The sequence below is a fragment of the Psychrobacter sp. NC44 genome, from assembly GCF_904846655.1.
In the GTDB taxonomy this organism is placed as follows: Bacteria; Pseudomonadota; Gammaproteobacteria; order Pseudomonadales; family Moraxellaceae; genus Psychrobacter.
On sequence record NZ_CAJHBN010000007.1, the window covers coordinates 45,347 to 71,540 of the forward strand.

The 26,194-nt window shown below is 43.8% G+C and carries 26 protein-coding genes and 1 pseudogene; 6 read left to right on the forward strand and 21 right to left on the reverse strand.

The window, feature by feature from the left end; translation table 11 throughout:
- Positions 1 to 28 precede the first annotated feature (28 nt).
- From mpl to erpA, 5 genes are all read right to left on the reverse strand, one after another.
- Complete coding sequence (gene mpl, locus JMX95_RS06945) at positions 29 to 1,534, reverse strand: UDP-N-acetylmuramate:L-alanyl-gamma-D-glutamyl-meso-diaminopimelate ligase (RefSeq protein ID WP_201560401.1); 1,506 nt, start codon at positions 1,532 to 1,534, stop codon at positions 29 to 31.
- A 426-nt stretch (positions 1,535 to 1,960) separates the two neighbouring features.
- Positions 1,961 to 2,599 carry a copper resistance protein NlpE N-terminal domain-containing protein gene (locus JMX95_RS06950; protein ID WP_201560402.1) on the reverse strand — a complete coding sequence of 213 codons (639 nt, stop codon included), beginning with the start codon at positions 2,597 to 2,599 and terminating at the stop codon, positions 1,961 to 1,963.
- A gap of 489 nt (positions 2,600 to 3,088) precedes the next feature.
- Positions 3,089 to 3,616: a disulfide bond formation protein B gene (locus JMX95_RS06955; protein WP_109590535.1), complete on the reverse strand. Its 528-nt coding sequence runs from the start codon at positions 3,614 to 3,616 to the stop codon at positions 3,089 to 3,091.
- Between the two features lie 97 nt (positions 3,617 to 3,713).
- Positions 3,714 to 5,288: a glutamate--cysteine ligase gene (gene gshA / locus JMX95_RS06960; RefSeq protein WP_083475614.1), complete on the reverse strand. Its 1,575-nt coding sequence runs from the start codon at positions 5,286 to 5,288 to the stop codon at positions 3,714 to 3,716.
- Positions 5,289 to 5,637: 349 nt separating this feature from the next.
- Positions 5,638 to 6,018, reverse strand: coding sequence for an iron-sulfur cluster insertion protein ErpA (gene erpA, locus JMX95_RS06965; protein WP_045443732.1), 381 nt, complete (start codon positions 6,016 to 6,018; stop codon positions 5,638 to 5,640).
- Positions 6,019 to 6,485: 467 nt separating this feature from the next.
- Between erpA and JMX95_RS06970 the strand changes: the two genes are divergently transcribed.
- A complete protein-coding gene (locus tag JMX95_RS06970; RefSeq protein ID WP_201560403.1) occupies positions 6,486 to 8,507 on the forward strand; it encodes an ABC-F family ATP-binding cassette domain-containing protein in 2,022 nt (673 codons plus the stop codon).
- Between the two features lie 111 nt (positions 8,508 to 8,618).
- On the opposite strand, the gene JMX95_RS06975 is transcribed toward JMX95_RS06970, so the two are convergent.
- Positions 8,619 to 8,981 (reverse strand): septal ring lytic transglycosylase RlpA family protein, encoded by a 363-nt coding sequence (locus tag JMX95_RS06975; RefSeq protein ID WP_045442968.1) that lies wholly within the window; start codon positions 8,979 to 8,981, stop codon positions 8,619 to 8,621.
- Positions 8,982 to 9,553: 572 nt separating this feature from the next.
- On the opposite strand from JMX95_RS06975, the gene JMX95_RS06980 reads away from it, so the two are divergent.
- Both JMX95_RS06980 and JMX95_RS06985 read left to right on the forward strand, forming a co-directional pair.
- A complete protein-coding gene (locus JMX95_RS06980; RefSeq protein WP_201560404.1) occupies positions 9,554 to 10,537 on the forward strand; it encodes a DnaJ C-terminal domain-containing protein in 984 nt (327 codons plus the stop codon).
- A 92-nt stretch (positions 10,538 to 10,629) separates the two neighbouring features.
- Positions 10,630 to 10,953 (forward strand): chaperone modulator CbpM, encoded by a 324-nt coding sequence (locus JMX95_RS06985; protein WP_045442974.1) that lies wholly within the window; start codon positions 10,630 to 10,632, stop codon positions 10,951 to 10,953.
- Positions 10,954 to 11,044: 91 nt separating this feature from the next.
- On the opposite strand, the gene sstT (JMX95_RS06990) is transcribed toward JMX95_RS06985, so the two are convergent.
- The 5 genes from sstT (JMX95_RS06990) to JMX95_RS07010 all read right to left on the reverse strand — a co-directional run bounded on the left by sstT (JMX95_RS06990) (position 11,045) and on the right by JMX95_RS07010 (position 16,894).
- Positions 11,045 to 12,247, reverse strand: a complete 1,203-nt coding sequence (gene sstT / locus JMX95_RS06990; protein ID WP_055123716.1) for a serine/threonine transporter SstT — start codon at positions 12,245 to 12,247, stop codon at positions 11,045 to 11,047.
- A gap of 215 nt (positions 12,248 to 12,462) precedes the next feature.
- Positions 12,463 to 13,665 carry a serine/threonine transporter SstT gene (sstT, locus tag JMX95_RS06995; protein WP_201560405.1) on the reverse strand — a complete coding sequence of 401 codons (1,203 nt, stop codon included), beginning with the start codon at positions 13,663 to 13,665 and terminating at the stop codon, positions 12,463 to 12,465.
- Between the two features lie 213 nt (positions 13,666 to 13,878).
- A complete protein-coding gene (locus tag JMX95_RS07000; RefSeq protein ID WP_055123714.1) occupies positions 13,879 to 14,367 on the reverse strand; it encodes a DNA polymerase III subunit chi in 489 nt (162 codons plus the stop codon).
- 36 nt (positions 14,368 to 14,403) lie between these two features.
- A complete protein-coding gene (locus tag JMX95_RS07005) occupies positions 14,404 to 16,083 on the reverse strand; it encodes a leucyl aminopeptidase (RefSeq protein ID WP_201560406.1) in 1,680 nt (559 codons plus the stop codon).
- A 190-nt stretch (positions 16,084 to 16,273) separates the two neighbouring features.
- The gene (locus JMX95_RS07010) at positions 16,274 to 16,894 is read right to left on the reverse strand and encodes a cysteine hydrolase family protein (RefSeq protein WP_201560407.1); all 621 of its coding nucleotides are present in this window, start codon (positions 16,892 to 16,894) and stop codon (positions 16,274 to 16,276) included.
- 109 nt (positions 16,895 to 17,003) lie between these two features.
- On the opposite strand from JMX95_RS07010, the gene JMX95_RS07015 reads away from it, so the two are divergent.
- The 3 genes from JMX95_RS07015 to lptG all read left to right on the forward strand — a co-directional run bounded on the left by JMX95_RS07015 (position 17,004) and on the right by lptG (position 19,980).
- The gene (locus JMX95_RS07015) at positions 17,004 to 17,291 is read left to right on the forward strand and encodes a hypothetical protein (protein WP_201560408.1); all 288 of its coding nucleotides are present in this window, start codon (positions 17,004 to 17,006) and stop codon (positions 17,289 to 17,291) included.
- A gap of 167 nt (positions 17,292 to 17,458) precedes the next feature.
- The gene (locus tag JMX95_RS07020; protein WP_201560409.1) at positions 17,459 to 18,754 is read left to right on the forward strand and encodes an LPS export ABC transporter permease LptF; all 1,296 of its coding nucleotides are present in this window, start codon (positions 17,459 to 17,461) and stop codon (positions 18,752 to 18,754) included.
- Positions 18,754 to 19,980, forward strand: a complete 1,227-nt coding sequence (gene lptG / locus JMX95_RS07025) for an LPS export ABC transporter permease LptG (RefSeq protein WP_201560410.1) — start codon at positions 18,754 to 18,756, stop codon at positions 19,978 to 19,980. Before JMX95_RS07020 ends, lptG begins: the two co-directional genes overlap by 1 nt.
- Before the next feature lie 94 nt (positions 19,981 to 20,074).
- On the opposite strand, the gene JMX95_RS07030 is transcribed toward lptG, so the two are convergent.
- The 10 genes and pseudogenes from JMX95_RS07030 to JMX95_RS07075 form a co-directional block, all read right to left on the reverse strand.
- Positions 20,075 to 20,683, reverse strand: coding sequence for a class I SAM-dependent methyltransferase (locus JMX95_RS07030; RefSeq protein WP_201560411.1), 609 nt, complete (start codon positions 20,681 to 20,683; stop codon positions 20,075 to 20,077).
- 299 nt (positions 20,684 to 20,982) lie between these two features.
- Entirely contained in the window at positions 20,983 to 21,240 is a 258-nt protein-coding gene (locus JMX95_RS07035) for a hypothetical protein (protein ID WP_109590551.1), read from the reverse strand.
- A gap of 27 nt (positions 21,241 to 21,267) precedes the next feature.
- Positions 21,268 to 21,471 (reverse strand): annotated as a pseudogene (locus tag JMX95_RS13840) (tetratricopeptide repeat protein); the annotation flags it as partial.
- 21 nt (positions 21,472 to 21,492) lie between these two features.
- A complete protein-coding gene (locus JMX95_RS07045) occupies positions 21,493 to 21,729 on the reverse strand; it encodes a hypothetical protein (RefSeq protein ID WP_109590556.1) in 237 nt (78 codons plus the stop codon).
- Positions 21,730 to 21,753: 24 nt separating this feature from the next.
- Positions 21,754 to 22,692 (reverse strand): site-specific tyrosine recombinase XerD, encoded by a 939-nt coding sequence (gene xerD / locus JMX95_RS07050; RefSeq protein WP_109590558.1) that lies wholly within the window; start codon positions 22,690 to 22,692, stop codon positions 21,754 to 21,756.
- 24 nt (positions 22,693 to 22,716) lie between these two features.
- Positions 22,717 to 23,919 (reverse strand): methyltransferase, encoded by a 1,203-nt coding sequence (locus tag JMX95_RS07055; protein ID WP_201560412.1) that lies wholly within the window; start codon positions 23,917 to 23,919, stop codon positions 22,717 to 22,719.
- 120 nt (positions 23,920 to 24,039) lie between these two features.
- Positions 24,040 to 24,366 (reverse strand): sulfurtransferase TusA, encoded by a 327-nt coding sequence (gene tusA / locus JMX95_RS07060; protein WP_045454911.1) that lies wholly within the window; start codon positions 24,364 to 24,366, stop codon positions 24,040 to 24,042.
- Between the two features lie 60 nt (positions 24,367 to 24,426).
- Positions 24,427 to 24,906 carry a hypothetical protein gene (locus tag JMX95_RS07065; RefSeq protein ID WP_060490167.1) on the reverse strand — a complete coding sequence of 160 codons (480 nt, stop codon included), beginning with the start codon at positions 24,904 to 24,906 and terminating at the stop codon, positions 24,427 to 24,429.
- A gap of 92 nt (positions 24,907 to 24,998) precedes the next feature.
- Positions 24,999 to 25,526 (reverse strand): Holliday junction resolvase RuvX, encoded by a 528-nt coding sequence (gene ruvX / locus JMX95_RS07070; RefSeq protein WP_055123746.1) that lies wholly within the window; start codon positions 25,524 to 25,526, stop codon positions 24,999 to 25,001.
- Positions 25,527 to 25,617: 91 nt separating this feature from the next.
- Positions 25,618 to 26,181, reverse strand: a complete 564-nt coding sequence (locus tag JMX95_RS07075) for a YqgE/AlgH family protein (protein ID WP_045443003.1) — start codon at positions 26,179 to 26,181, stop codon at positions 25,618 to 25,620.
- Between the last annotated feature and the right edge of the window lie 13 nt (positions 26,182 to 26,194).

A 26,194-nucleotide genomic window follows, 5' to 3' on the forward strand; every position in this document is an offset into this window, starting at 1 on the left:
CAGCTAGATTATTTGTTATGTAGCTTTATTAAGTGGCTTTATTACGTAGCACAGTTAATAAGCGTTGATGAATACCTTCAAAACCGCCATTCGACATAATCACAATGGCGTCACCCGCTTTTGCATGCGTGTCGATATGCTCGATGATAGCATCGATACTAGAGAGCACCTGTTGGTTGCCCATGTTAGGATTTGCGCTATTGGCATTTGCAATGACTTCTTTTAAACCCCACTCCAGTCCTGTCGGCTCATACCATAAGGTATGATCGGCGAGAGCAGCAGACTCAGCCAAGCTGTCTTGATGAATGCCCATTTTCATGGTGTTACTACGGGGTTCAATAATCGCCCAAATGCGTCTGTCTACCAGTTTCTTCTTGGCACCATCTAAAGTCGTAGTAATGGCTGTAGGGTGATGAGCAAAATCATCAAAGACTAAGATATCATTGACATCGCCAAGCAGCTCCATCCGACGTTTAATGCCAGCAAATGCTGATAACGCCGCGCACGCAGTTTTTACACTGACGCCGATGTTATAAGCTGCTGCGACAGCAACCAAGGCATTATTGACATTGTGAATGCCGCTCATCGACCAATCGACGACTCCCGTGGCTTCTTTATCAGCAATATCAGCCGCAAAACTAACCGCAAATTGACCACCATCTTCGCCGATAAGCTCAGCCTGCCATTCGCTGTTATTGTCTAAATTCTCATCTTCTACATTAGTAGCGTTTGCTGCTGAATCCAGTACGGCTGTCCGCCAAACGGGTGTCCAAACCCCTTTCGCTAACGTCTCCTCTAAGCTGGTAGTCGCTGTAGGCATAATGATTTTGCCCATGCTTGGAATCATGCGCACCATATGATGGAATTGGGTCTGAATAGCCTCAAGATCCGCAAAAATATCCGCATGATCAAATTCTAGGTTATTTAAAATAGCCGTACGCGGACGGTAATGAACGAACTTTGAGCGCTTATCAAAAAATGCAGAATCGTATTCATCCGCTTCGATAACGAAATAGCCAGTATTTACCGAATCGTCATTATCAATTTTGTCCGCACCCAAATAACTGCTGTGAGCGAAGACGTGCTGTAAATGCTCATCAGTGGTATCAACCAGTGGCACACCGCCGATTAAAAACCCAGTGTCGATACCCGCATAGTGCAATATCCAAGCGAGCATAGTCGTCGTCGTGGTTTTACCGTGAGTACCGGCAACGGCTATCACATGACGCGATTGTAATACCTGCTCAGATAAAAACTGTGGTCCTGAGGTATAGCGTAGACCTGTATCCAGCATATATTCGATGACATCCATACCGCGCTTCATGGCATTACCGACGACGACTAAATCTGGTGCTGGTTGTAAATGCTTTACCAGATAGCCTTGCTCAATGGTCACGCCCGCGTTTTCCAGTTGGGTGGACATCGGCGGATAAACGTTGGCATCTGAGCCCGTGACCGTATGCCCAAGCTCGCGCGCTAGCAATGCCAGTGAGCCCATAAAAGTACCACAAATACCAAGAATATGAATATGCATAGACGTTCCGTACGAGCTTAAATTAAAAGAATAAAAATGGAGCATTATCCCAAAAGTTACCGATATTAACTGTGGTGTATTCTAGGATACGCTCAACCTAATGATCATCAGTCTTGGCTATAATTAAAATATCATAAATGGTGACAGCGTTAACCGTGCTTCATGTACCAAACGTACTATTGACGCCCGCTTGCCTTATCTCTACTTTATATTGCTTCGACCCTATATTCTGTCACAAAAACAGTATAGGTTCGCCAAATAGCAGCGTCGAAAACAAGTCCTTATTGTAAAGTAAACACCGCATGATGACCAATAAAAAACGCCCAACAAGTAGGCGTTATTAAAAGGATGGTTTTGCTCATTGAGCATCACTATATTCAGAGCACCTAAAATTTAGAGCCTCTAAATGTTTATGCGGCTATTTTATTATTTACGCGACAGGGTGTAGTCATTGTTAGGTTTTTTATGTTCATCCATTAAGACAAGATGATTGTCTTGAATATGATACGCTTCAATGTTTTTGTCTTCATAGACAATCGTAATCATATCATTGTCTTGACGATAAACACCAGGCTCAAACAGGGGTACATTCGGCATTTCGGGATTGTTATCTATACTGGTTTTTAGCACTGAACCATCAGCGAACAAATTCAATGTAATATCAGTGCTATCACAAGATTTACAGGGTACCATGCCACCATAATCGCCCATTAACGTGGCTTGTAACGTGCCATTACCCGGCTCTGAGCGTGTCAGCGATTGATGGGGATATGCACCGTTACTCGATTGGGCAGCCGCGATCAGCGATTGTCCTTCTGACACTTTATCTAGCTCACTACCCGCATTTAATAGATTGGTCTCTGGCAAGTTCTCTGCGCTAGCTTGTGCGCTGTTCTCTTCTACATGATCGATAGGGGCGACCTTAGTCGTCATACCTTTATCGCCGCTAGACGAGGTACTATCACAGCCGATGAGCAGCACACAGAGGGGCAGCGCTAGCAAACAACGACCACCGCGTTTGAGGATAGTTAGCGTGTTAGAACAAGTAGGCAAAAAATATATCATGGTCACACCAAAAAACAGTTTTTTAATAGTCATTCCAAATGATTATCGACACTATCGACAACTCAATACGTTGTCAAAAAGGAAAGATAATAGGAAGGATAAATGTTTAAATTAGAGTAGAAGACTACGAGACTACAAGTGCCATCTGAGGCTAGGCGGCGAGAAGAAGCTATCGGTAGCCTATCGCCAATCAGTCAACAGTGATGGATATTTAAAACGCTATTTTACCCATCAAAAAGCAAATAAACTGTGTCAAGATATCAAAGGTTAAAGATATCTCTGTGGCCTTTTTGTTATGATAGGTTTAGCCATGAGCTAAGAATAATGGTTTAACATTGATAGATATGACGAACCAAAATTATCGGAGATATTTAATAGTGGCTCATTAAAGAACAGACGTTTAGTAATAAACACGCCTGTTCGTTTGGAAAAATGGATCTAGCAAAAACGAAGGATATAGCAAAAAGCAACGTATGGGCTAATTCGCTATCAAGCAAGGCGGCTAGGGGCAACAGGTCGTAAAATGCGCCATAATATCAACACGTGTACCACCAATAGCAGAATAAATAGAATCAAAGATTGTTCAGGAATACTTAGACCCATAAATGTCCACTCAACAGAGGCACATTCGCCAGAACCTGCAAAAACTTCTTTAAATACTTGCAAAATCGGTAGCGTATCTAACCAATAATCCAGCCCTGGGCCACAAGAAGGTACTTGATCGGCAGGTAGATGCTGTAGCCAAACATGTCGTCCAGCCACGGCGGTCGCCCAACCGATACCTGCTAAGCTACCAAGCCACAATACCAGTCTAACGGCCTTAGATTTAGGATTGAATAATGCCGCTATCAAAGCAAAACTGCCCATGATTATGAGGCCAATACGCTGAAAAATACACAATGGGCAAGGCGAAAATCCCATATAGCGCTGTAGAAAAAACAGCGCAAAACTCATACCTATTACGGCTATTATCACCAAAAATATTTGCAAATTGCGGTAAGTGGTCAGCTTTAGCATCGGGCAGTTACTCTTATAAAGTAGTCATCTATACACGTTAAGTGGCGGTCAGAATTTAGTACTCAAAACTCAGTAATCAAAGCTCAGCAATCAAAACTTAGCGATACTGCTGTAAAAATTCCATAAAATCTTCCGTTTCGGCTTTTTCAATCTCAGCTTGCTGTAATATTGATTTTTCTGCCAACACTTCATATTTGGCTTGGGTGTTTGGGCTAAGCGTTTGCTGTAATAAAGACTCACGATGCTGCTGCGCCAAGGTAAAGCCAAGCTGCCATAAGCTGCCTAAACGCTGACTATCAGAGTTTACTTGTGCTGAAATGGTTGATTCAGAGTGCCCTGCTTTGCCTTGCATTAACGCGACTGCTGCACGGTAATCGTTGCCGCCATAATGCGCATCAAGTAGCGCTGCCAATGGCTGCATACGTTCTAAATGCACCAGCATCCAGCTCTCAAGCAGTTGCTCTTCGCCGTTGTTTATAATGTGTAAGCCTTCGCGGCGACCTTCGTTTACCACGCGCTCAAGATTGATGGCTAAGGTCTCTTCTTCCTCAGGTAATAGATCAGGTGAGTCGCTCAGCAGACAGTACAGCGCCATGACCTCTAAGAAACAGGCGCTAGACAGACGAATACCGACATCGCTATAAGGGTCTAGATCGATTGCACGGAACTCAACATAAGCGATACCGCGGCGCTCTAATGCTTCGGTCGGTGTCTCGCCGCTCATCGCGATTTGTTTGGGACGAATAGGGCTATAGTATTCGTTTTCTATTTGTAAAATATGATTGTTGATTTGGATAGGGTTGCCATCGGCATCATCTAAGCCAAGCTTGGCAAAGCTTTCGTGCGGAGTCTGAATCGCACGGCGCAGTCCATCGACATACTCTGGCAGATAGTTATAACGAATATCGAGCTGTTCTTGCACACTATTAGTATAACCAAGCTTGCCCATACGTAGGCTGGTGGCAGCAGGCTTATAGTAGGTTGAGTCGTTTAGCAGCTCTAAATCATGCTCACGACCAGCTAAGAAACAAGGGCAAACGCTAGGGCTAGCACCCAGTAAATACAATACCAAACTGGTTAGACGCTTAAAGTTACGGATAAGCCCTAAGTACTTTTCGTTTTTAAATTCTGTCAGCGTTTGCGCTTGTGCAGCGGGTATTTCAGCTTGCCAGACTTCAAATAATCCGTCACCAAAAGACAAGTTATAATGTAAACCTGCAATCGTTTGCATGCGGCGACCATAGCGGATACCAAGCCCGCTACGGTATAGCGTCTTGAGCTTACCTGTATTAGAGCTGCCATAATCAGCCAGTGGGATGTCTTCGTCATTCGATGACAGCATACAAGGCATAGACAGCGGCCACATCAGTTCACCTTCAGGCATGGCTTGATAGACCAGTACGTGCAACTGACGCAGCATGTTTAGCGTCTCTTTTGGTGAGGTTTTGGGGTCAGTAATTAGCTCAAGTAGGCTTTCTGAATAATCAGTTGTGATAAACGGATGGGTGAGCTTTGAGCCAAGTTTGGCTGGATGCGGTGTCTGAGCCAAGTAGCCATCGGGTCTTACGCGCAGCCCTTCTTTTTCGATACCGCGGAGCATGCCCGTTAAATGCTTGCTATCAAACCAATTAGGAATGTCAAAATTCACAAAGCTACTCGCAAAATTACTCATAATAGTCATCTATTGTTATTTATTATGGCGGCACAAAACACGACTGGCGTTTGACCATAATGAAGGTAAATATTGGATTAAGAATGCCGTCAGTTTAGCTCAAAGCTGCCCTGAAAACCACGGACAATTACAAATACGATAAGCTTTACAGGCGCTCATTCATCTTGATTTTAATAGGTATTTCAATAAAAAATTTTATGAACAGCGCGTTACTGTTTTCTAAAAAACGCATAAAACAAGAAGCATCTACCTACGAGATAGATGCTTCAAAAGTACGACGTTAAGCGGTTTATGATAGCGTTGACTAACGAGGAAGGTATCTTGATCAAAAGTCATGCGTCTCGCCAACTTAAATAGAGAAGGATGAGCCACAGCCACACGTGGTGGTGGCATTTGGATTGGTGACGATAAAGCGTGCGCCCTCTAACCCTTCAGTATAGTCAACGGTAGAGCCTTGTAAATACTGATAGCTTAGTGAATCGACGACCAAGGTTACATCGTCATTATCAAAATTGGCATCGTCTTCATTAAGCTCATTGGCGAAGTTAAAGCCGTAAGAAAAACCTGAGCAGCCGCCGCCCGTCACATAGACACGCAACATCAGATCGCTGTCGCCTTCTTCTTCACGTAGACGTCGCACCTTTTGTGCAGCGCTATCGGTTAAGCTTAAAACAGTTGGGTCTACTGGCTGGCTGGCGCTTGGATTAAATTGGTTGGCTGATTCGTTCATATCTACCTCAGTTGCTAGGATCAAATGCGGTCGTCCAGTTAGGGTTTGCAATGAAATAGTTGCAAATAAAGATACGCACGGCGTTTGATTCAATTGGGTGCTGTTATTATGGCGCTGCTATTGGTATGACTAATGGCGCATTATAAATATGATATCTGTGTCATTACAACGATTTGGTTGATAACGGGCACTTATCTCATCGCAGTATATCATAATGGGGGTATTGATTCGTTTGTCAAGAGTGACGCTACTGGCTGAAGGTGGCTGATTGATACTAGCGGTTATTATCCCCATAAACTCATGCTAAGAGAAAGACTTTTTGTGCGAATAAACACTTAGTTTTGAAATAGTTATTTAATCGTTTGCCTATGGGGCAAGCGTTTGAAATAATAGCCGCCAGTTAACATGCCAGATGTGTGTTTTTTATTGCCTTATATTTTATATTACTGTTGAGTTGAAGAGATTATATGATCGAATTTAAAGACGTTGGTGTTCGCCGTGATGGTCGTGAGTTGTTTGCGGGGGCAAGCTTCCAGCTACATCCGGGCCACAAAGTTGGCTTGACGGGCAACAACGGCACCGGCAAATCTACCTTATTTGCCTTATTGTTGACGCGAATGGGCAGAGGAGATACCGAGGTCACGCTTGATAGAGGTGAAGTCAGTATTCCCGATAGCTGGCATGTGGCACACATGGCTCAGGAAGTCGGCGCTACGACGCAGTCTGCGATTGATTATGTATTGAGCGGTGATGAGCAGTGGTATGAGATTAATGCTTCTTTGAATGATTTGAGTAGCGTCAGTGATGAGCAGATCGGGGTATTGCATCAGCAGTTTGATGAAATTGATGGCTATCGTACGCCGACTAAAGCGGCACAAATCATGGCAGGTCTTGGTTTTAATACCAGCCAGCATGAATTACCCGTAGAAGGGTTTTCGGGTGGTTGGCGCATGCGTTTGAATCTCGCCAAAACCTTGATGAGCCGTGCGGACTTAATGTTACTCGATGAGCCGACCAACCATTTGGATTTGGATGCGATTTTGTGGCTTGAGACTTGGATCAATGCTTATACTGGTCTGGTCATCGTCATCTCGCATGACCAAGCTTTTTTGGATGCTACCGTCGGTCATATCTTGCATGTTGAGCAACAAAAAATCACCCTTTATACCGGTAATTATCAGCAGTTTATTCGCACCCGTCACGAGCGTATGGCGCAGCAGCAGCAAGCGTTTGAAAAACAAGAAGCGACTAAAGCACATTTGGATGACTTTATTCGTCGTTTCCGTGCCAAAGCCAGTAAGGCTAAGCAAGCACAAAGCCGTATCAAGCAGCTTGAGCGCATGGCTGAGCTGTCACCGATGATGGCGGACAACCCGTTCTCTTTCCGCTTTTATGAGCCAGCAAATATGAGCTCACCACTGATTGAGCTGACCAAAGCGGATATTGGCTATAGCGATACGCCACTTCTATATAATGCCAATGTGCAAGTAACGCCGGATACGCGTCTTGGCTTGCTGGGTATGAATGGCGCTGGTAAGTCGACCTTAATTAAAGCCTTAGTCGGCGAGCTTGGCGTATTAACAGGGACGTATCGTGTTTCGGATACCTTAAAATTAGGCTATTTTAACCAGCATCAAATGGATATCTTGGATGCCAAGGCAACACCGATAGAGATGTTGCGTCGTCTAGCCGGTAAAACCTCTGATGCGATGTTACGCTCGTTTTTAGGTAGCTTTGACTTCCGCGGTGAGCGTATCGATACGCCGAGTGAGCTATTCTCTGGGGGCGAGCGTGCGCGTTTGACGCTGGCATTGATTGTTTGGCAACGTCCGAACGTTCTGGTACTCGATGAGCCGACCAACCATTTAGATTTACAAATGCGCCAAGCGTTGACCATCGCCTTGCAAGGATTTGAGGGGGCAGTGGTACTGGTTTCGCATGATCGTGAGTTGATTGCCAACGTCTGTGATGAGCTGTTTTTGGTACATGATGGTCAAATCGAGGAGTTCGATGGTGACATCTGCGACTACGGTAAGTGGCTGGCAGAAAAGCGTAAGCAAGAGAACTCATCAGATAAAAGTACCAGTAAGAAGAAAAGTAAAAAAGAGAGTAAGAAATTCGTTTCACGTGAAACAGATAATGGTCAAGTGAGTAATAAAGCACCTGATAATTCATCAAAAAGTAAAGCGACGACGCCTACGCTTAGTAAAGATGCGCAGCGCAAATTGGCGGCTGAACAACGCAAACTCACCGCGCCTATTCGCCGTGAGATAGAAGAAATAGAAAAGGCATTGGCTAAAATTGATGGACAGCTCGTGACGCTTGAAGAAAAACTGGCTGATACGGATTTGTACGAAGAAGGTCGCAAGTCTGATTTGCTGTTATTACTTAATGAGCAAACGGCATTGCAGCAGCAGCACAGTGACAATGAAGAAAAACTATTGCTTTTGATGACGACATTAGAAGAAATGGAAGCGGGTTTTGAGTAGAGAGCTGTTCACTATAGTAAATAGCAGGTTTTGATCGTTTTTTAAGCTATTTTTACTTGATAAAGACAGTCACAAAAAAGGGAGAGCGCTGGCTCTCCCTTTTTTATTACGTTATTCCTTACGGTATTTACCATCACCATAAGACAGTATTTCCATTGTGGTCGTACATAACTGACAGTTTATTTGACCAGCAGCGGCTTTCGATAAATCCAAAATACGACCCCGAATGAAAGGGCCTCTATCGGTAATTTTTACGATTACACTCTGCTTTGTCTTCTTGTTGGTCACTTGTACCTTCGTACCAAACGGCAACGTGCGATGCGCAGCGGTCAAAGAGTTCATGTTGAAGATACTACCACTAGCAGTGCGTTTACCGTGGAACTGACTACCGTAATAACTGGTGTTTCCAGCAAAAACGGTGGTACTCAGCAATAGTGATAATGTGATAACCAAAGACTTGATTAAATAAGACATTTAATACCTTTAAGCAATTTATAAAATAGACAGATACACTTGCCTATGTTATTCATACTCCCTATGAGTATAAATAATATATTCATTTTACAACACATACTTTGTCATATTCTTACGGTTCTGTAAAAGAACTACCAAGGTCAAAACGCTCATTTAGGCACGCTAGCTAGTGAATACCAGTGATCTGTATGTAATTGTTTTAAATAATGATTTACATTGTTAATGGTATTTTTGGCTTGACTCTCTATTTTTTCATTAGGGCGAGTGTTAAATTGATATGACGTCTGTGGTTATCAAAGAATAGTAATGTCAGAATCATAGAGAAATATGCCAATGCAGTGACAAAGGCGAATCATAATGTATTAAGTGCTTCAAACAACCTAAACACTGCTGTTGTTCGGCACTATTACTGGTAATATTTGTATAACGGTATTGAATTTTTATATTACTATCATTATTAGATAGACTATCGTTACCACCTGTTATGTCGCAGTCGAATAAATTTCCGTACCATATCGTTTAAAATGGGCATACCAGTATCATTAACATGCTTTTATGTTGAGGACAAAAACATGGCAGAGAAAAATTACTATGACATTTTAGGGGTCAAAAAAGACGCGTCAGCTGCAGATATTAAAAAAAGATACCGTAAGCTTGTGCGTCAATATCACCCTGATGTGAGCGATGATCCAGATGCAGACAATAAGATTGCTGAGATTAATAATGCTTACGAAACCATTAGAGATAAAGAAAAGCGTGCCGAATATGACGCCATGCTAGACAATCCCTTTGCTGGTCAAAGTGGTGGTTTTGGTGGTCAATCTGCAAGTGGCAGGCAAGGCGGCTATCGCTGGGAAGATATCAAAGATCAGTTTGGTGAAGGCGAAGCTTATGGCGATGGTGGCTTCCGCTTCGATGACATCTTTTCGGCATTTGGTCGTGGTGCACGTGGTTCAGCTGGTGGACAATCGCAGCGTGGTGGTTTTGGCTCGCAAGATAGCAAAGGTCAAGATCAACATGCAGAGATTACGGTTGATTTGGCGTCCGTTTATAATGGCGACGACTACAGCATTAAGTTGAATGTCCCTATTCGTCAACCGAATGGCAGTGTCGAGTATGACAACAAAACGCTGAAAATTAAAATCCCTAAAGGCATTACTGATGGCAAGCAAATTCGCCTAGCAGGGCAAGGTGCCGCTGGTATTGGTGGCGGTAAAAACGGCGATTTATTTTTAAAAGTAAAAATCCGTCATGCAGACAATATCCGTATCGAAGGCGCTGATGTTTATCAAACCGTCAATATAGCGCCATGGGAAGCGGCGTTGGGTGAAAAAATCAACGTCAGTACGCCAGCTGGTACGCTTGCTGTGACTGTGCCTAAGAACAGCAAGTCTGGTAGCAATTTACGTCTAAAAGGTAAAGGTATCCCTGCTAAGCAAGCGGGTGATTTGTATCTAACCTTAAACATCGTGAACCCTGATATTAGCACTGAGGCTGCGACCCAAGCTTATGAGCAACTAAAACAAGCCTTTGCCGATATCAATATTAGTCGTTAATGGCCACCAAAAATTACTCACATTGAAACACTGTAATAGAGATGAAGACCATACGATAACGATGAAATAAAGCGCAAACGAGGATAATAGCTATGAAACACTCGCCTGAATTTACCGACATTATCATGAGCTTGGATGAGCTGGTATCTGCCTGTGGCCAAGAGCGCCAATGGGTCATCGAATTGATTGAAGAGGACATCATCGAATATGATGTACCAGAACGTGAGCAGTTCACTGGTTATCAGCTGACGACAGTGCGCCGTGCCTCGCGCCTTAGCCGCGACTTTGAAGCCAGTGTTCCTGCGATTGGCTTGATACTTGAGCTATTGGATGAGCTCGAACAATTACGCCAATTTAAACGCCAATTAGACATGCAGACACCAGTGATTGAAATTGAAATCGATCATTTAAAATAATTTATATCCCTTTTATTCAGTACATAAAAAATCAGCACAAAAAAAGGGTCTCTAAAATGAGACCCTTTTTTGCAAATAATATATTTAGCGTTTAACGCGCATATTTTGGATCAGCTGCTGCGGTAAACAGTACATCCGTTGAGGAGTTCAACGCCGTTTCTGCCGAATCCTGTATCACTCCAATGATAAAGCCAATCGCAACCACTTGCATGGCGATATCATTTGGAATACTAAATAAGCTTGCTGCCAATGGAATTAAGAGTAATGAACCACCAGCGACACCAGAGGCACCGCAGGCGCTAATGGTTGCAACCAAACTGAGTAGCAGTGCTGAGGCAAAGGTCACTTCAATACCGAGTGTATGCGCGGCTGCAAGCGTTAAGACGTTAATCGTAATCGCCGCGCCGGCCATATTAATGGTCGCACCCAGTGGAATCGTCACCGAATAAGTATCTTCGTGTAGACCCAGTTTGCGGGCAAGGTTCATATTGACCGGAATGTTGGCAGCCGAGCTACGCGTAAAGAATGCGGTAATCCCTGACTCACGCAAGCACTTGAATACTAGCGGATAAGGGTTTTTGCCCGTTTTGATCAGTACAATAATAGGATTGGCAATCAAAGCGATAAATAACATACAACCGACCAGTACCATCAAGATACGCGCATAACCTGCCAAAGCCGCAAAGCCTGTCTCAGCGACGGTATTGGCGACCAGACCCAATATACCAAAAGGTGCTAGGGCAATGACCCACTTCACCACTTGGGAGATGGCGTCAGAAAAATCACCGACCACAGTGCGTGTGGTATCACTGGCTTGGCGCAGTGCGAAACCGATGATAATTGCCCACGCTAAAATACCAATATAGTTGGCTTCAGCGATGGCATTAACTGGATTGGCAACCAGATTTAGCAGTAGATTGGTCAGTACTTCTTTGAGGTTGGCTGGTGGGACTTGCTCAATTGTGGCGTTGACCAATACCAGTTCTGTCGGGAATAAAAAGCTCGCACCGACAGCAGTCAGTGCGGCTAAAAAAGTGCCAAACATGTACATGATAAGCACAGGCTTGACGTAAACTTCATTACCGCTGCGATGCTGGCTAATGGCCGCCATGACCAACACAAATACCAGTATCGGTGCAACGGCTTTTAGTGCTCCTACAAATAAGGTACCCAATAATCCTAAGGCAATACCGATATCTGGTGCCAACCAACCTATCAATACTCCCGCTATCAAACCGATAATAATAAGTGGTACTAGACCAATGCGCTTATACATCGCAAAAAATGAATACATCCTTACCCCGACAATCTAATGAATAATAAAAGAGAACAAGCCATTTTATGTTTTTTGCTTTACTAGTCTCATACTCATATACAGGTAAGATTCGTAAAACAGAATAAAAATGGGTAAATTATAACCAAAAAAAGGGCAGTTAAGCCCTTTTTTTATTTTTATACCTATCAATTAAGGTAATTGGCTTGTTATGGTCGTCTTAAACAGCCCCAACATTAGCGTGCATATTTTGGATCAGCAGCGGCAGTAAACAAGACGTCTGTTGATGAGTTCAATGCGGTCTCTGCGGAGTCTTGCAGCACACTGATAATAAAGCCAATAGCCACCACTTGTAGCGCAATATCATCAGGAATATTGAATAAACTGGCCGCCAAAGGAATGAGTAGTAATGAGCCACCAGCGACGCCAGAGGTGCCGCCAGCACTAATCGTAGCGACTATACTGAGCAGTAGTGCTGAGCCAAAGGTCACTTCAATACCGAGTGTATTCGCTGCTGCAAGGGTTAAGACATTAATAGTAATAGCGGCACCTGCCATATTAATAGTGGCGCCTAATGGCAGGGTGACTGAATAAGTATTTTCATGTAAGCCTAATTTGCTGGCAAGGTTCATATTGATAGGAATATTGGCAGCAGAGCTACGGGTAAAAAACGCAGTAATACCAGATTCACGTAAGCAGGTGAATACCAGTGGATAAGGGTTTTTACCCGTTTTTAAGTATACGAGGAGAGGGTTAGTCACCAAAGCAATAAACAACATACAGCCTATCAGTACTAGCAAAATTCGTGCATAGCCCAATAACGCAGCAAAGCCAGTATCAGCGACGGTATTGGCGACTAATCCCAAAATACCAAAAGGTGCTAGCGCGATGACCCATTTGACTACTTTTGAGATGGCATCTGCAATGTCATTGACAGTGCTGCGAGTCGTCTCGCCAGCTTGTCGTAGCGCAATGCCAATAATAACGGCCCAAGCTAATATACCGATATAATTAGCATTGGCTAGTGCAGCAACTGGATTGGCGACGAGACTGAGTAATAAATTATTCAATACTTCTTTTAAGTTTGCTGGCGGTACTTGCTCGATTGTCGCATTCACTAACGTCAATTCGGTTGGGAACAAAAAGCTGGCACCAACAGCGACCAAAGCGGCTATAAAAGTGCCTATCAGATATAAAAACAGCACCGGTTTTACATAGACCTTATTCCCGCTACGATGTTGACAGATAGCTGCCATCACTAAGAAAAACACCAATATAGGGGCAACGGCTTTTAGGGCACCTACAAACAGGGTCCCCAAAATCCCTAAGGCAATACCCACACTTGGCGCCAGCCATCCTATCAAAGTACCTAGTACTAAACCGATAACAATCAGCGTTACCAATCCGATTCGTTGGTACATCGCTATTAATGAATGCATTTTTACCCCTTTAGTCCATTTGGAAATAAATATTAGCTTAACAATCGTTAGCTTAACAACCGAAGGATGTTAGCATTTTTTGTGATAAGCGCCTACTGACAGATTTTATAAAGCAGTAGGCAATAACGTACTTATAAGCCTCTAAGAATTTTAAAAGTCGACATTTAAGCACAAAAAAACGCCATGACTGGCGTTTGATTTTGTAATAGAAGATTAGACTTTGAAATGGGTAAGCTCATAGCCGAGTTGCTGGTAATGCTTATATTTAGCGCGTCCTGCCTCAGTGCTGACTGTATCAGGTTTGATAAGCTCTAAAATACGAGTTGGCAATGTATTGCTGGTAGCATTTATATAGTCATTAACAGGACGTATCGTAGTATTGAGTACGATCCCTTTAAAGTCGGCTGGCATATAGCTGGCAAGCAACACTGGTGCTAATAATTGATTATTAATATCAGTATGAACACCGTCAATATCGGCGCCTTCAGGATTAGAATCTAAAAGGCGTTGATGCGGTATAAAGCTCGTATCGTCTTGTGCCCAAAGGGCTTCATCAAGCGTCGACAGCAATGCATCGTCTTTTTCGATAAGAATCAATAACGACTGGCTGCTCTTGTTGAGCGCCGTCTGGGTCAGCTGACAAATAAAGCCCAAGAAATCTTGGGCCTTATTCTCAGTTAATACATAAAAGCTAACTTTCATAGAGTGGTTTTCATTGAGTGATGATTCATCAATAGATTATGCCATATTTGCGCTATTTTTTAGGTATTGCATGAATAATGGCACAGGACGACCAGTCGCGGCTTTGTCTTGACCTGAAATCCATGCCGTACCAGCGATGTCTAAATGCGCCCATGCTTGACCTTCTTCGATGAAGCGCGATAAGAAACAGGCAGCAGTCACAGCGCCAGCACCTTTACCACCGATATTTTGAATATCAGCGATAGGCGAGTCAATCTGCGCTTGATATTCGTCATCCATCGGCATATGCCAGATAAGGTCGCCTGATAGGTTACTGGCGTTTTCTAAGTCAAACAACACATCTTCGTCATTACTAAAGACTGCCGAGCGTACATGACCCAACGCGACCACACAAGCACCAGTCAAGGTTGCGACATCAATGATGGCTTTCGGCTGATAATACTTTTGTACGTAGCATAAAGTATCGCACAATACTAAACGACCTTCAGCATCGGTATTTAGGATTTCAACGGACTTACCGTTCATTGCTATGATGATATCGCCAGGGCGCGTTGCCTCTCCTGATGGCATATTTTCAGCACAAGCTAGTGCACCGACGACATTAATCGGTAGACGCGCTTCACATAATGCTTTTAGGGTACCGAGTACCGCAGCAGAGCCACCCATATCAAATTTCATCTCATCCATCGCCGCACCCGGTTTGATTGAGATACCACCTGAATCAAAGGTAACACCCTTACCAACAAGCACGATAGGCGCATCATCGTGTGCACTTTGGGTATTGTCTTCGCTATTTTGGTCAGATTTTTTAGCGGCTTTTTTGCTAGCAGCTTTGGTTGGTAGTTTATCAGCCAAGGCTTTGAGACCGCCAGCGACTTTTGCGCTGTTGGTAGTGGCTTTACTAGTATCACCATCAGTATTGACGCTAAAATTAGACTTGCCGCGATACTCCATTAACACCAGTTTGCCTTCTTTGGTAGAACCTTGCGCGACCGATAAGAAGCAGTTCATACCCAGTGCTGACATCTCGTCTTCGCCAAGTACCGTGACTTTTAATAGGTCAGGATAAGTGGCTGCCAATTCTTGTGCTTGCTCAGCCATATATGCTGGGAAACAGATGTTACCCGGCTCATTAGCGACATCACGGGTCAAGCTTTGACCAGTAAAGACCGCTTGTGCAAAGTTTAATGAGTCTTCTAAAGACGACTCTGCCAGTAAGTAGATGTTAGTTAAAACAGGTGTTTGCTGCTCAGATTTGTACTTGTCAAAACGATAGCTTGCTGCCAGTAGGCTCAGCGCAAATTGACTAAACTGGTTTTCTTCTAAGCTATCACCTAACGCCACAGTGATAGAGTCAACACGCTTTTGCGTGCTCTTATAAATGGTATTGGCAATTTTTTCTAGAACGCTATGACGCAATTTATCAACATTACCCACACCGACCAATAATAGCTGTACTGGATTTTCTTTGGTGGTTTTCTTATCACCCGCTAGCGCGTAGTCAGCAACCGTTTCACAGGCTTTACCATTGAAATGTGATACTTCAATCAATTGCTCAATACGGGTTTGATAATCGCTCAATACTGACTCAGCTAAGATGTTTTTTTGATCATCAATTAAGACGACAAGGCAGGCCGCGTCTTTACTTTTCGCTTCTTTTTTGAGGATTTTTTGCGTATGGGTTTTTGGCAGTGTTTGGGTTAATTTAATATTCATATATTTATCCTTATTGGGGTTATGACATTATAGTTATGACGTTAAAGCTATGAAAATGGCAGATTTTTTTAATTGCTGATACCTGTTAAATTATCAGATTGTTTGGCCAGTCAAGCAATCGCAATAGTGTAGCATATTGCGAGGTGAGTGCGCAGTGAGCAAGGTTTAGGTCATGGGTTCGAACTGCTTATTAGCTATTAACTAACTCATCGGTTGCTACTAAAGCGGCAAATCTATCTTGCAGTGCTGCCATGGCGGTAGCATGTATGGTATCAGCGCTGATTTTCTCTTTTTTATAGTCAGGCAGGTCACGAGTGGCACAAGCATCATGGCAAACAAAACTATCAAAGCCTAAATCAAAAGCTGCTCTCACGCTTGAGCTAACACACATATGACTCATAAAGCCTGCAAAAATAATTTGCTGTTTTTGTGCAGCTGAAATAAGCGCTCGAAGTTGGGTATCATGGAACGCATTGGGATTTTTTTTGACGATGACGGTTTCGCTATCCTTTGGTTGTAATTCAGCGATAATCTCGACGTTAGATGATAAAGGGTCAAAAACGTTGCCATTATCTGCACCGTGATGGGCGATATGAAAGATAGGGACGTTCTGTTTACGAGCTTTATCTAGCAATAGTCGCGCATTTGCAATGGCGTTCGTACCAGCTTGCCCCAATGGCATCGCACCATCGACATATTCGTTTTGATAGTCAATAAAAACCACGGCGCAATTTGACCAATCGAGCGTATCAAATTGACCACCAGCGATTTCAAGTAAAGTAGAAGGGGTAGAATCGAGTTTATTTGTCATTAATATTCTCCATTGGGCGAGATAATTCGGAATTTTTAGTTTTCTCAGTTTAACAAGTAATCCTAATGGTGCGAGGGCAGTGATACGAATGACACACAAAGGTTTCCAAATGACATCAAGTAAAAGTGTTATGCAAAGACTTAATGAAAAGGCTTCTCAGATAAGACAAACTAATGAGTTAAATGCTCGTTATTCTTTTCATATCTTATCTATTATTAGTGAGCCATACAGCGTTATAGCAAGATGGACGCAATGTTTGCAAACACATTTCACAGCCATTTTTGAGCAAAATATGCTAGGATTAGCGGTTATCTTTATCGCTAATTTTTACAGCATGTCGCTAACCCGTCTCGCAGATATTTTCATATCTTTTGCCGTTGCTTTTAGGGCTGTTTAAGTATCTGATTGAGCAGCACGGTCTTATATTTCTATTGTTCAGTTATCGGTATCCGCTATTGTATTTAGAGCGGTCCATAATTGTCAGTGTTTGCCAATAAAGCTGCGATAAATCGTGCGACTATCAACCTTTTTAAAAGAGTGCCCATTGTGATATTACGCCGCTATATGACTCAACAAGTTGCCTCAACGACCGCATTGGTTTTGGGGTTTTTAGTGGTGATGATGCTGGGCGGTCGTTTGATCCGTTACTTTGGGATTGCCGCAGAAGGCAACTTGGACATCAGCTTGTTATTTACCATCATTGGTTATAATTTGCCCTACTTCTTAGAGCTTATCCTGCCATTAGCATTTTTTATCGCTCTAATGCTGGTATTCGGGCGGCTGTATGTCGATCAAGAAATGGCAGTGATTAATGCCAGTGGGGTGTCGCGTGGTAAACTTGCCCGTTTGATGACGCCTTTAATATTGGCATTGTTCGTTGGGGAAGCGGCTTTATCTATCGTTGGTAAACCGTGGGGCGTACGCTCATCGGAAAGTGTTTGGCAACAGCAGGCATTGACCAGTGCTTTTGATTTAATTCGTCCCAATGAATTTATTAGTAGTGGCAATTATCATTTGTATGTGGGCAGCTTGAGTGATGATAAAAAGCAATTGCAAGATGTGATATTAATTCAATCTGAGCCTGACAAAAAGGGCAGTGCCGCTAAAAATAACACTGCTAAAGAGGCTGCTGTCGATGTTAAAAATACCATCGATCCCGAAACAGCTGAGCAATTAAATATTTCAGACATGCCAAATATGCCAACTGCGATTACTAATAATACCAACATCAGCAAAGATACTATCACGTTGGCTAAGCGTGCCGAGCAAGTAGACACGGGTAATAGCGGTGTGACCCAATTGGACTTGTTCCAAGGGCGTCGTTATGAAGTCGGTGCTGGCAGTCTGAAATATAATCAAGTGGGCTTTGATCGTTACCGCATTACTTTGACAGAATCCTCAAAAGAAGTCATCACCGAAGATAATATCGAAACGCAAGCGATCGGACCGTTATGGCAAGCCGCGACGGGTGGTACGGCAAGTAGTGGCAACTCGCTGCGTGTGGCACAAAGTGAGCTTGGCTATCGTTTGGCATTGCCGTGGTTGATGATCATTGCACCAATGCTCGCTGTACCACTGGCGCAAGTACGTCCGCGTCAAGGTCGCTGGTTACGCCTATTCCCTTCTATTTTATTGTTTGTCAGCTGTGCGCTGGGTATTATTTCACTCAAAAACGCTGTTAGCAAAGGCAGCGTGAGCGTTTGGGCATATGCGTGGCTCATTTTGGGATTTATGGCATTGGCGCTTTATATGAATTGGGGTAGCCGTGTGCAGCATCGATTACGTTTTCGCAAACCGAAGAACACGCCTTTAACGGTTGCCGATCATCAGAGCAGTGGCTCACAAGGAGGGCAGTCCTAATGAGTGTCTTATCTTCTAAACCATCCAATCCTGACTCGCAAAACGCTCATGATAAGTACGCTCGCAAACCTGCCAAACTAAAAGTGCTGAGCCGTTACGTCAAGCTGAACGCTTTGCTCGCAATCGTCGGAGCTGTCATAGGCTTGTGGGCATTACAGCTGGTATTCTCTTATTTGTCTGAGCTGGATTCGTTAGATGATAGCTATACGATGGGCGAGGCGATTAAGTATATTTTTTATCGCTCGCCTTATTTTTTAGAGCAATTTATTCCCACTGGCGCATTGCTAGGTGCAGTGGTCGGCTTGGGCTTGCTTGCCAATAAAAGCGAGCTGGTCGTGATGCGTGCCGCTGGCGTCAGCGTTTATCGTATCGTCGGTTGGGTATTGCAGCCTGCTTTGATTTTTGTGTTGCTCGCATTGATTATCAATCAGTTTGTGCTGCCGCACTCTAATCAATTGGCAAAAGAAATCAACGATGAAGACAGCAGTTCATTGGTCACCTCGGTACGCGGTTATTGGACGTTGCAGCCACGCTTTGAGAGTACAAAAGACGGCAGTGCCAAGCCAGATGGTAGCGATATTTTGTATATCGATTATGCTGATGTGCAAGGCAATATCGGTGAAGTTAAACGCTGGCATTTAGACAATAATGGCAATCTGCAAACGGCCATTCACGCTGAGGGTGGTAAATATATTGGTCGTGAACCTGTTAATCCTGCCAGCAGCAAACCGAGCGAGCAATATCGCTATGAGTGGCAGCTGAACAACATGACCAAGCTGATGATTAATCAGGGCTTTGAGAGTAGCCAAGCCATCTCACCGTCAGATACTTTAAGCCTGCCCTTTGCCCCAGAATCGGTATATCTGCTTACCCGTAAGGCAGAGGATTTGTCATTGACTCAGCTGTATGAGCATCGTCAATTTATGCGCCAACAAGGCACGCGCTCGTTAAGTCATGAGCTGGCTTTTTGGCAAAAGCTACTGTCACCATTATCGATTTTATCGCTGGTGATTGTTGCCTGCTCATTCGTCTTTGGCTCACTGCGGACGCATAGCTTAGGCTTGCGTATCGTCGTGGCATTATTGTTTGGCTTGCTATTTAGTTACGTGCAAGACTTAGTTGGCTTTGTCTCATTGGCGACTGGATTTTCGCCGTTATTAATGGTGATATTACCAATTATCGCCAGTGCAATTTTGGGTGGCTATTTGCTCAAACGGCAGATGTAATTTTAGAAATTTAGCCATAAAAAAAGCCCGCTAGATCATGACGATTTAGCGGGCTTTTTGTTTACGCAGCTTTTAATACATAAGCTTTTAAAGCTTAGTCTTTGGTCGCCATGGTAATCGTATAGGTTTTGCCTTGTTTGATCTTTTCGCTGTTGCCAAACACTTCGGTAAACGAGCGTTTCACAAATTGGCGCAGACCGTTGATGGTGACGACATAAAAACGTCCACCTTTACGCATGCGCGCATAGGCATCGAGGAAATATAAATAGTGCTGCTCTTTACCTACTTTGGCTGGTAAGTTTGACATCACAAGGCTAAAGTCTTTGTCTTTTGCCACGTGATTGAAGCCATTTGATAAATGCACATCAACGTTTTTTAGACCGTTTTTCTCACAATTTAGGCGTGCATATTCTACCGCCATAAAATCTTTATCAATCAACGTATGCAGACCGTTTGGACACTCACGCGCTGCCGTCATACCGAGTACGCCGTAACCACAGCCCAAATCGATCGAGTCATCGTCCGCTTCAAAATCAATGTAATCAAGCAGCATCAAGCTACCGTCATCGAGCTTTTGCGGTGAAAAAATGCCCCACGTGGTCGAAAAATCAAATGGCTTACCCAGTACGTCTTGGCGAAAATTAATGTCTTCGCGCCAATGTTGGGCGTTTTTTAATAGGTCAGCAGGTGGTCTATGGCTCATGAGATTCTCGGATAATAGATAAGTAAAAGGTGGTACGCGATGGAATAAAACAGCGTACACATTATGATGGGTATTGTAACGAGAATTAAAAGAGATTGCAGCTAGGGATTACTGACGTTTTATAACGCTAATCACGTTTCTTACTTGTATCTACCTTGATGCTAGCAAGATGACTATTAATAGTGCTAGTTATACTTTAATCGAAAAAAAATTAGTGTGTGTAATAAGCCATATAGTAGTTTTGGTTTATGAGCGTGGATTTTGCTACTGATGCTTATATTCTTACTACTATGGAGTAATTAATCACCTTTAATTACTTTGTATTCGGCATCATAGTGAGCGTATAGAAAAGGTTTACCGCCTTCTTTTTCTGTTACTTTTGCCTGTAATAAGAACTTAGTACCTACAGGGTAAGACTTTCTCATTTTTGACGAACACTCGACGTTCATATTCGTATCAAGTCCCTGTCCTTCGATTGGGCGAGCTCTAATTCTTTTAGACGAACCACTTTTGATATTTTCGTAAGTCTCGATAATTACTTCTCGATAGTGAGTCATTTTATAATCTCAACCTCTCTTTTAGCTTCACATGTTTTTTAAGGAGTCTAAGCTCTTTCTTATATTAGTGTCATTTGGATCTATAGTCAGAGCATCTTCATAACATTTTCTCGCAGACGAAAACTCTCCTATGTCCGCCATTAAAGCCCCTAAATCGATATAGGCGTCCACAAAATCAGGCTCTATATCAATTGATTCTTGATAGTATTCAAAAGCTTGAACCAAATCACCTTGAGCGAAGAAATTCGAAGCCTACAGATAACAATCTCTGGCTATGCGATAGCTACTGTCTATTGCATTCGCCTGACCGTAGAGTGCAAAAGCGTCTTGATAGTTCTTCTTATAAAACTCAGCATTTCCTTGGCATTCTAAAATAGCGATAGCTGGCAAATTTGAATTTTTCAACATATTGTAAGCAGTTTCAAAATCCAAGTTTTTAAAGTGTTCAGTAATCTTTCTGACAAAACTTTGATTGTTATTATTGGTCATAAATTTTATCTCTTAGTCTCAATTCTAACCTCGCGGATGATGCTCCGCATGCAATTTCTGCAATCTCGCCGTCGCCACATGGGTATAGATTTGCGTCGTTGATAAATCACTGTGCCCTAGTAATAACTGCACGCTACGCAAGTCCGCGCCATGATTCAGTAGATGCGTGGCAAAAGCGTGACGCAGGGTATGCGGTGATAGCTCTTTATCGATAATAGCGACTTTGGCATATTTCTTAAGCAAATACCAAAAGTTCTGACGCGTCATATAGCCACCTTGCGCCGTCAAAAAAACCGCTTGGCAATTTCCTGATTTAAAATGTGCAATTAAATCACCACGAGCATGCGTTAGATAATCTTCTAGTGCATCGCTTGCATATTCACCCAATGGCACCAGTCGCGTTTTATTCCCTTTGCCCGTGATTTGTAACCAGCCAGCGTTTAGATTCACTTGCTCTAATGACAGATTAATCAACTCGCTCACCCGCAGACCGCAGGCATATAACACCTCTAACATGGCTTTATCACGCAGTCCTAGCGCGGTGCTGGTATCAGGCGCGGCAAGGAGGTTATCGACATCTGCTTCTGCTAAGTCTTTGGGCAATGGACGACCAAGCTTTGGGCTTTTGATACGCTCGCAAGGATTGTCTTCACGCAGATTACTGGCAATCATCCACAGATAAAACTGACGCAAGCTTGAGAGCATGCGTGCTTGGGTACGTGGGGTTTTGCCTTCTTGAGTAAGCGTTGATAAGCAGTGCAGCACGTCATCAGGCAGCCATTTGGTTAGGGCAATAGGATTAGTCAGCTCGCAAGAGCGCAGGTCGCGGACATAAGCATTACGAGTACGCGTCGCTAGACCACGTGCCAGCATGGCTTGACGAAACTCAGTGATATAACTGGGTTCGTCATCTACTGCCAGCGCTTTAGGTTGGCGCTGTTGCACGGCACGATCACGGCTCATAACTTGGTACCCGATGGGTGAATGTTAGATAAGCGTTAGACACCATAATGAAGTGACTTCAGCACTGCGAGCGACATGTAGAGGGTCTGTACCATCTTGGCTGCGACCATGTTTAGGTTGGGTATCCAGACGATATTTTACCGCCAATCCAGCATCAGCAAACAAGCCTAATAACTCATCACGGGTGCGCAGTTGCAGGTGCTCAGCTAAGTCTGACATTATTAACCAAAGCTCTCCTTGCTCAGCTAAGTGCTGTTTGGCACCTTGCAAAACCCCACGCAGCATCGCACTTTTGGCATCATAGACGGCGTACTCAAGAGACGAGCTTGGCTTAGCAGGTAACCAAGGCGGATTACAGACAATCAGATTGGCGAGTGGTGCATCAGTCGGATACAAATCGGCTTGCTGCAGTTGTACGGCAGGTAACTCTAAGCGTGTAAAGTTCTCGTTGGCACAAGCCAAAGCACGTGGATTCAAATCCGTTGCTATCACTTGCGGAACACCGCGCTGCGCTAAGATAATAGCCAGCAATCCTGTGCCGGTACCGATGTCATAGGCGACATCATAGGTCGCTGGTAGCGGTGCATCGAGCAATAGCTGCACATACTCATGACGGGTTGGTGCAAAGACGCCATAATGCGGGAAAATGGATAGCCCTAAGCTGTCTATTGGGACGCCTTTTTCGCGCCATCCTGCTGCGCCAAGTGCGCCTTGCAAGTCACGAAACGACAGCACGCAAGACTCATCCATCGCCTTATCTAACGGGCCAAAAGCGGCTATGCAGGCTGCACTGACATCGGGCGCACGGCGTAGTTGGCTGACATAACTGGCATCAAGCTCTAATAGCAAACGGCTCAATATGCGCGAACGCTGCGCTTGTAGTTGGCGCTGCTGATGAAAGAGGTTGGGAATTTCTTTAGAGTTGCTTGAACCAGATTCTGTTGTAAATTTAGCCGCTTTTTTTGCTTTACGCAGCTCGGAGCGTTCATTGGTACGATCTATGCGACGACCAAGCGCTTGTAGCAACTGGCGTGCATTATGAAAATCACCGCGCCACAATAGTGAGCTGCCTTCGCACGCCAAGCGATAAGCGTCATCAGCGGTCGTTGTATCATCGACCAATACAATGCGCGCAGGTGGCATATGATTGCTTTCAGACAACCAAAGAGCATTATGTAGCGTTTCGTTTTCTTGCCATTGTACATACTGCTTTTCTGTTTGTAACACGTAATAGTCTACCTTTTGTGAAAGATACTTCGCTTAAAATGCAAAGATACCTTTATATTGTTTATTGCGCTGTCAATGTTGTGCTGTGATCAATGCTTTGCTGCGGTAACTTGAGTGCATTTAAGCGCTTTTTTTCTTAACCAGATAACGATAAAGAGTGGCGCTGATTGGTGCATCCTCATCGCCAGCGACCATTATTTCATCGGGATCGACGTTTAGGTTTACATTTTCAGCAAGCGTTTCTTGCTGCACAAGCTCATGTCCCAAATGACGACAAAAATTAGGAATGTCACGAGTGGTGGCTGGGTCGGTGGCGAGTATTTCAATCACCTCGCCAGCATCAGCGTTACGGATGGTTCGATGCAGCATCATGACTGGCTCAGGGCAAATCAGCCCTTGAGTGTCTAAATGATGATTGATCGTCGTTTGTATGGTAGAAGTGCTCATAATAGTCATTTAAATCGATAGTATAAGGTAAAAGTTTTTTGCGTCATTTATAAGTATGCTTTACGCTTCTTCAGCGGTTTCAGTGTCTTTTTCTGCTTCTAGAAAATTAAAAAAGCGCTTAAAGCTCACTTTAAATAAAAACGCCACACCTAGCCAACAAGATAAGCCTAACCAGGCGGTATCAGCGAATAATAAGCCACCAATCAATATGATGGTCGATACGCCAATGCTCATGGCAATCATCGACGCTTGGTTTAATCGATAACGATAAATCACCAGCGCATCATAAATAGTAATAGGAATCGTAAGCGCAACCAAGGCATAAGGTAAGTTATAGAAAAGTTGATAAAGCAGTTGATTGTCATGAAAGGCTTTGATACTGGCAATGGTGCCAAAGACCATAAAGGCGAGAATAGCGGCATAAATGAGATAAATCGCTATTTGATTCGCTCGCTGTGCGCCTTTGATACGGGCGATGGCAAGCGGCGCAAAACCATGTTGCGATTTGTTTTGCAGGGAGTGGTCTGAGACAGTGGTCATAATAATCAGGTATTTATCCGTGTAGAGTGACGATATGTCAGAATTGGCAGTGTTTTAATTAAGAGTGCTTTAACAGCAGGTTTATCGCTGATTTAATCGGCTTTGATAGCGTCGATGGCGATACTGCTACTGGGATCAGCGAAATAAGTCGACATCAGAATGCAGGCAGAGATGTCGTCAATTGGGTCGCGTTCATGCTTAATCCAACCATTATCCCACGCGATCTCACGCGCTGCCACTGAGGTTAGACGCTCATCACAAAGGCTCACAACCACTGGTAGATGCTGTTCCATGACTCGATGCGCTAGACGACGAGCGAATTTATGCGCACGCTTAGACAGCATTGAGCTGCTGCCATCCATATTAAGTGGCAACCCAACCACCACTTTTGCCACGCCCCAGACTTTGATAATACCGAGCAGATTGTCCCAATCAGGCTGACCATTATTCATCGCTAAAATATCAAAGGCACGCGCAGTCTCGGTAATGGTATTACCCAGCGCCATGCCCATCTTTTTTACCCCGTAATCGAGCGCCAAAATAAGATGAGGCTTAATAGCGGGTTCCGCCACAGTAGTGTCAGCAGTTTCGATTTTAATGCTCGTATCAGACTCTACCATCATTATGCATACTTCCTATTTCTATTGGGCGTGATTCATTTAGCTTAACGGCTTTAATTTAAATGGATAATTTAACAATCATAACCAATTATTAAGCATGACCAATATCACTACTAAGGTAATCAAAGTTCACCCCAATCTTATCCGCGGCAATTTGCCAGCGTTCTTCGAATGGTGTATCAAACAATAAATTTAGATCAGCAGGACAGACCAGCCAATCGCCATTATTTAGCTCTTGATCGAGCTGTTTTTTACCCCAGCTGGCATGACCCAAGCACAGCTGATAGTGACCAACGCCTTGACCTGCGGCGATACGCTTAAGGATATCTTGACTGGTGGTAATACAGACGTTTTCTGAGATTGCAAAAGACGATGCCCATTCTGGTTGACCCGTATGCAGCACAAAGCCAACCTCTGGATACATCGGGCCACCCTCTAATGCTACATCTTCCATCACTTGCGCATCCGTCACTTCAATGTCTAAATCTTCTAGCAGTTTGCCCACGCGTGCCTGCTCTAATGGACGATTGACCATCAGACCAAGTGCGCCGTGTTTATCATGACGACAGATATAAATCAGCGCCTGCTCAAACCGTGGGTCTGACAGTTCTGGTGCCGCGATTAAGAAATGATGGGTCAAATTGGCTTTAGACATAGAGACAAACGCA

Coding starts and splice junctions, on each gene's coding strand:
- mpl (WP_201560401.1), bottom strand. CDS start 1,534: ATGCATATTCATATTCTTGGTATTTGTGGTACTTTTATGGGCTCACTG.
- JMX95_RS06950 (WP_201560402.1), bottom strand. CDS start 2,599: ATGATATATTTTTTGCCTACTTGTTCTAACACGCTAACTATCCTCAAA.
- JMX95_RS06955 (WP_109590535.1), bottom strand. CDS start 3,616: ATGCTAAAGCTGACCACTTACCGCAATTTGCAAATATTTTTGGTGATA.
- gshA (WP_083475614.1), bottom strand. CDS start 5,288: ATGAGTAATTTTGCGAGTAGCTTTGTGAATTTTGACATTCCTAATTGG.
- erpA (WP_045443732.1), bottom strand. CDS start 6,018: ATGAACGAATCAGCCAACCAATTTAATCCAAGCGCCAGCCAGCCAGTA.
- JMX95_RS06970 (WP_201560403.1), top strand. CDS start 6,486: ATGATCGAATTTAAAGACGTTGGTGTTCGCCGTGATGGTCGTGAGTTG.
- JMX95_RS06975 (WP_045442968.1), bottom strand. CDS start 8,981: ATGTCTTATTTAATCAAGTCTTTGGTTATCACATTATCACTATTGCTG.
- JMX95_RS06980 (WP_201560404.1), top strand. CDS start 9,554: ATGGCAGAGAAAAATTACTATGACATTTTAGGGGTCAAAAAAGACGCG.
- JMX95_RS06985 (WP_045442974.1), top strand. CDS start 10,630: ATGAAACACTCGCCTGAATTTACCGACATTATCATGAGCTTGGATGAG.
- sstT (WP_055123716.1), bottom strand. CDS start 12,247: ATGTATTCATTTTTTGCGATGTATAAGCGCATTGGTCTAGTACCACTT.
- sstT (WP_201560405.1), bottom strand. CDS start 13,665: ATGCATTCATTAATAGCGATGTACCAACGAATCGGATTGGTAACGCTG.
- JMX95_RS07000 (WP_055123714.1), bottom strand. CDS start 14,367: ATGAAAGTTAGCTTTTATGTATTAACTGAGAATAAGGCCCAAGATTTC.
- JMX95_RS07005 (WP_201560406.1), bottom strand. CDS start 16,083: ATGAATATTAAATTAACCCAAACACTGCCAAAAACCCATACGCAAAAA.
- JMX95_RS07010 (WP_201560407.1), bottom strand. CDS start 16,894: ATGACAAATAAACTCGATTCTACCCCTTCTACTTTACTTGAAATCGCT.
- JMX95_RS07015 (WP_201560408.1), top strand. CDS start 17,004: ATGACATCAAGTAAAAGTGTTATGCAAAGACTTAATGAAAAGGCTTCT.
- JMX95_RS07020 (WP_201560409.1), top strand. CDS start 17,459: ATGACTCAACAAGTTGCCTCAACGACCGCATTGGTTTTGGGGTTTTTA.
- lptG (WP_201560410.1), top strand. CDS start 18,754: ATGAGTGTCTTATCTTCTAAACCATCCAATCCTGACTCGCAAAACGCT.
- JMX95_RS07030 (WP_201560411.1), bottom strand. CDS start 20,683: ATGAGCCATAGACCACCTGCTGACCTATTAAAAAACGCCCAACATTGG.
- JMX95_RS07035 (WP_109590551.1), bottom strand. CDS start 21,240: ATGACTCACTATCGAGAAGTAATTATCGAGACTTACGAAAATATCAAA.
- JMX95_RS07045 (WP_109590556.1), bottom strand. CDS start 21,729: ATGACCAATAATAACAATCAAAGTTTTGTCAGAAAGATTACTGAACAC.
- xerD (WP_109590558.1), bottom strand. CDS start 22,692: ATGAGCCGTGATCGTGCCGTGCAACAGCGCCAACCTAAAGCGCTGGCA.
- tusA (WP_045454911.1), bottom strand. CDS start 24,366: ATGAGCACTTCTACCATACAAACGACGATCAATCATCATTTAGACACT.
- JMX95_RS07065 (WP_060490167.1), bottom strand. CDS start 24,906: ATGACCACTGTCTCAGACCACTCCCTGCAAAACAAATCGCAACATGGT.
- ruvX (WP_055123746.1), bottom strand. CDS start 25,526: ATGGTAGAGTCTGATACGAGCATTAAAATCGAAACTGCTGACACTACT.
- JMX95_RS07075 (WP_045443003.1), bottom strand. CDS start 26,181: ATGTCTAAAGCCAATTTGACCCATCATTTCTTAATCGCGGCACCAGAA.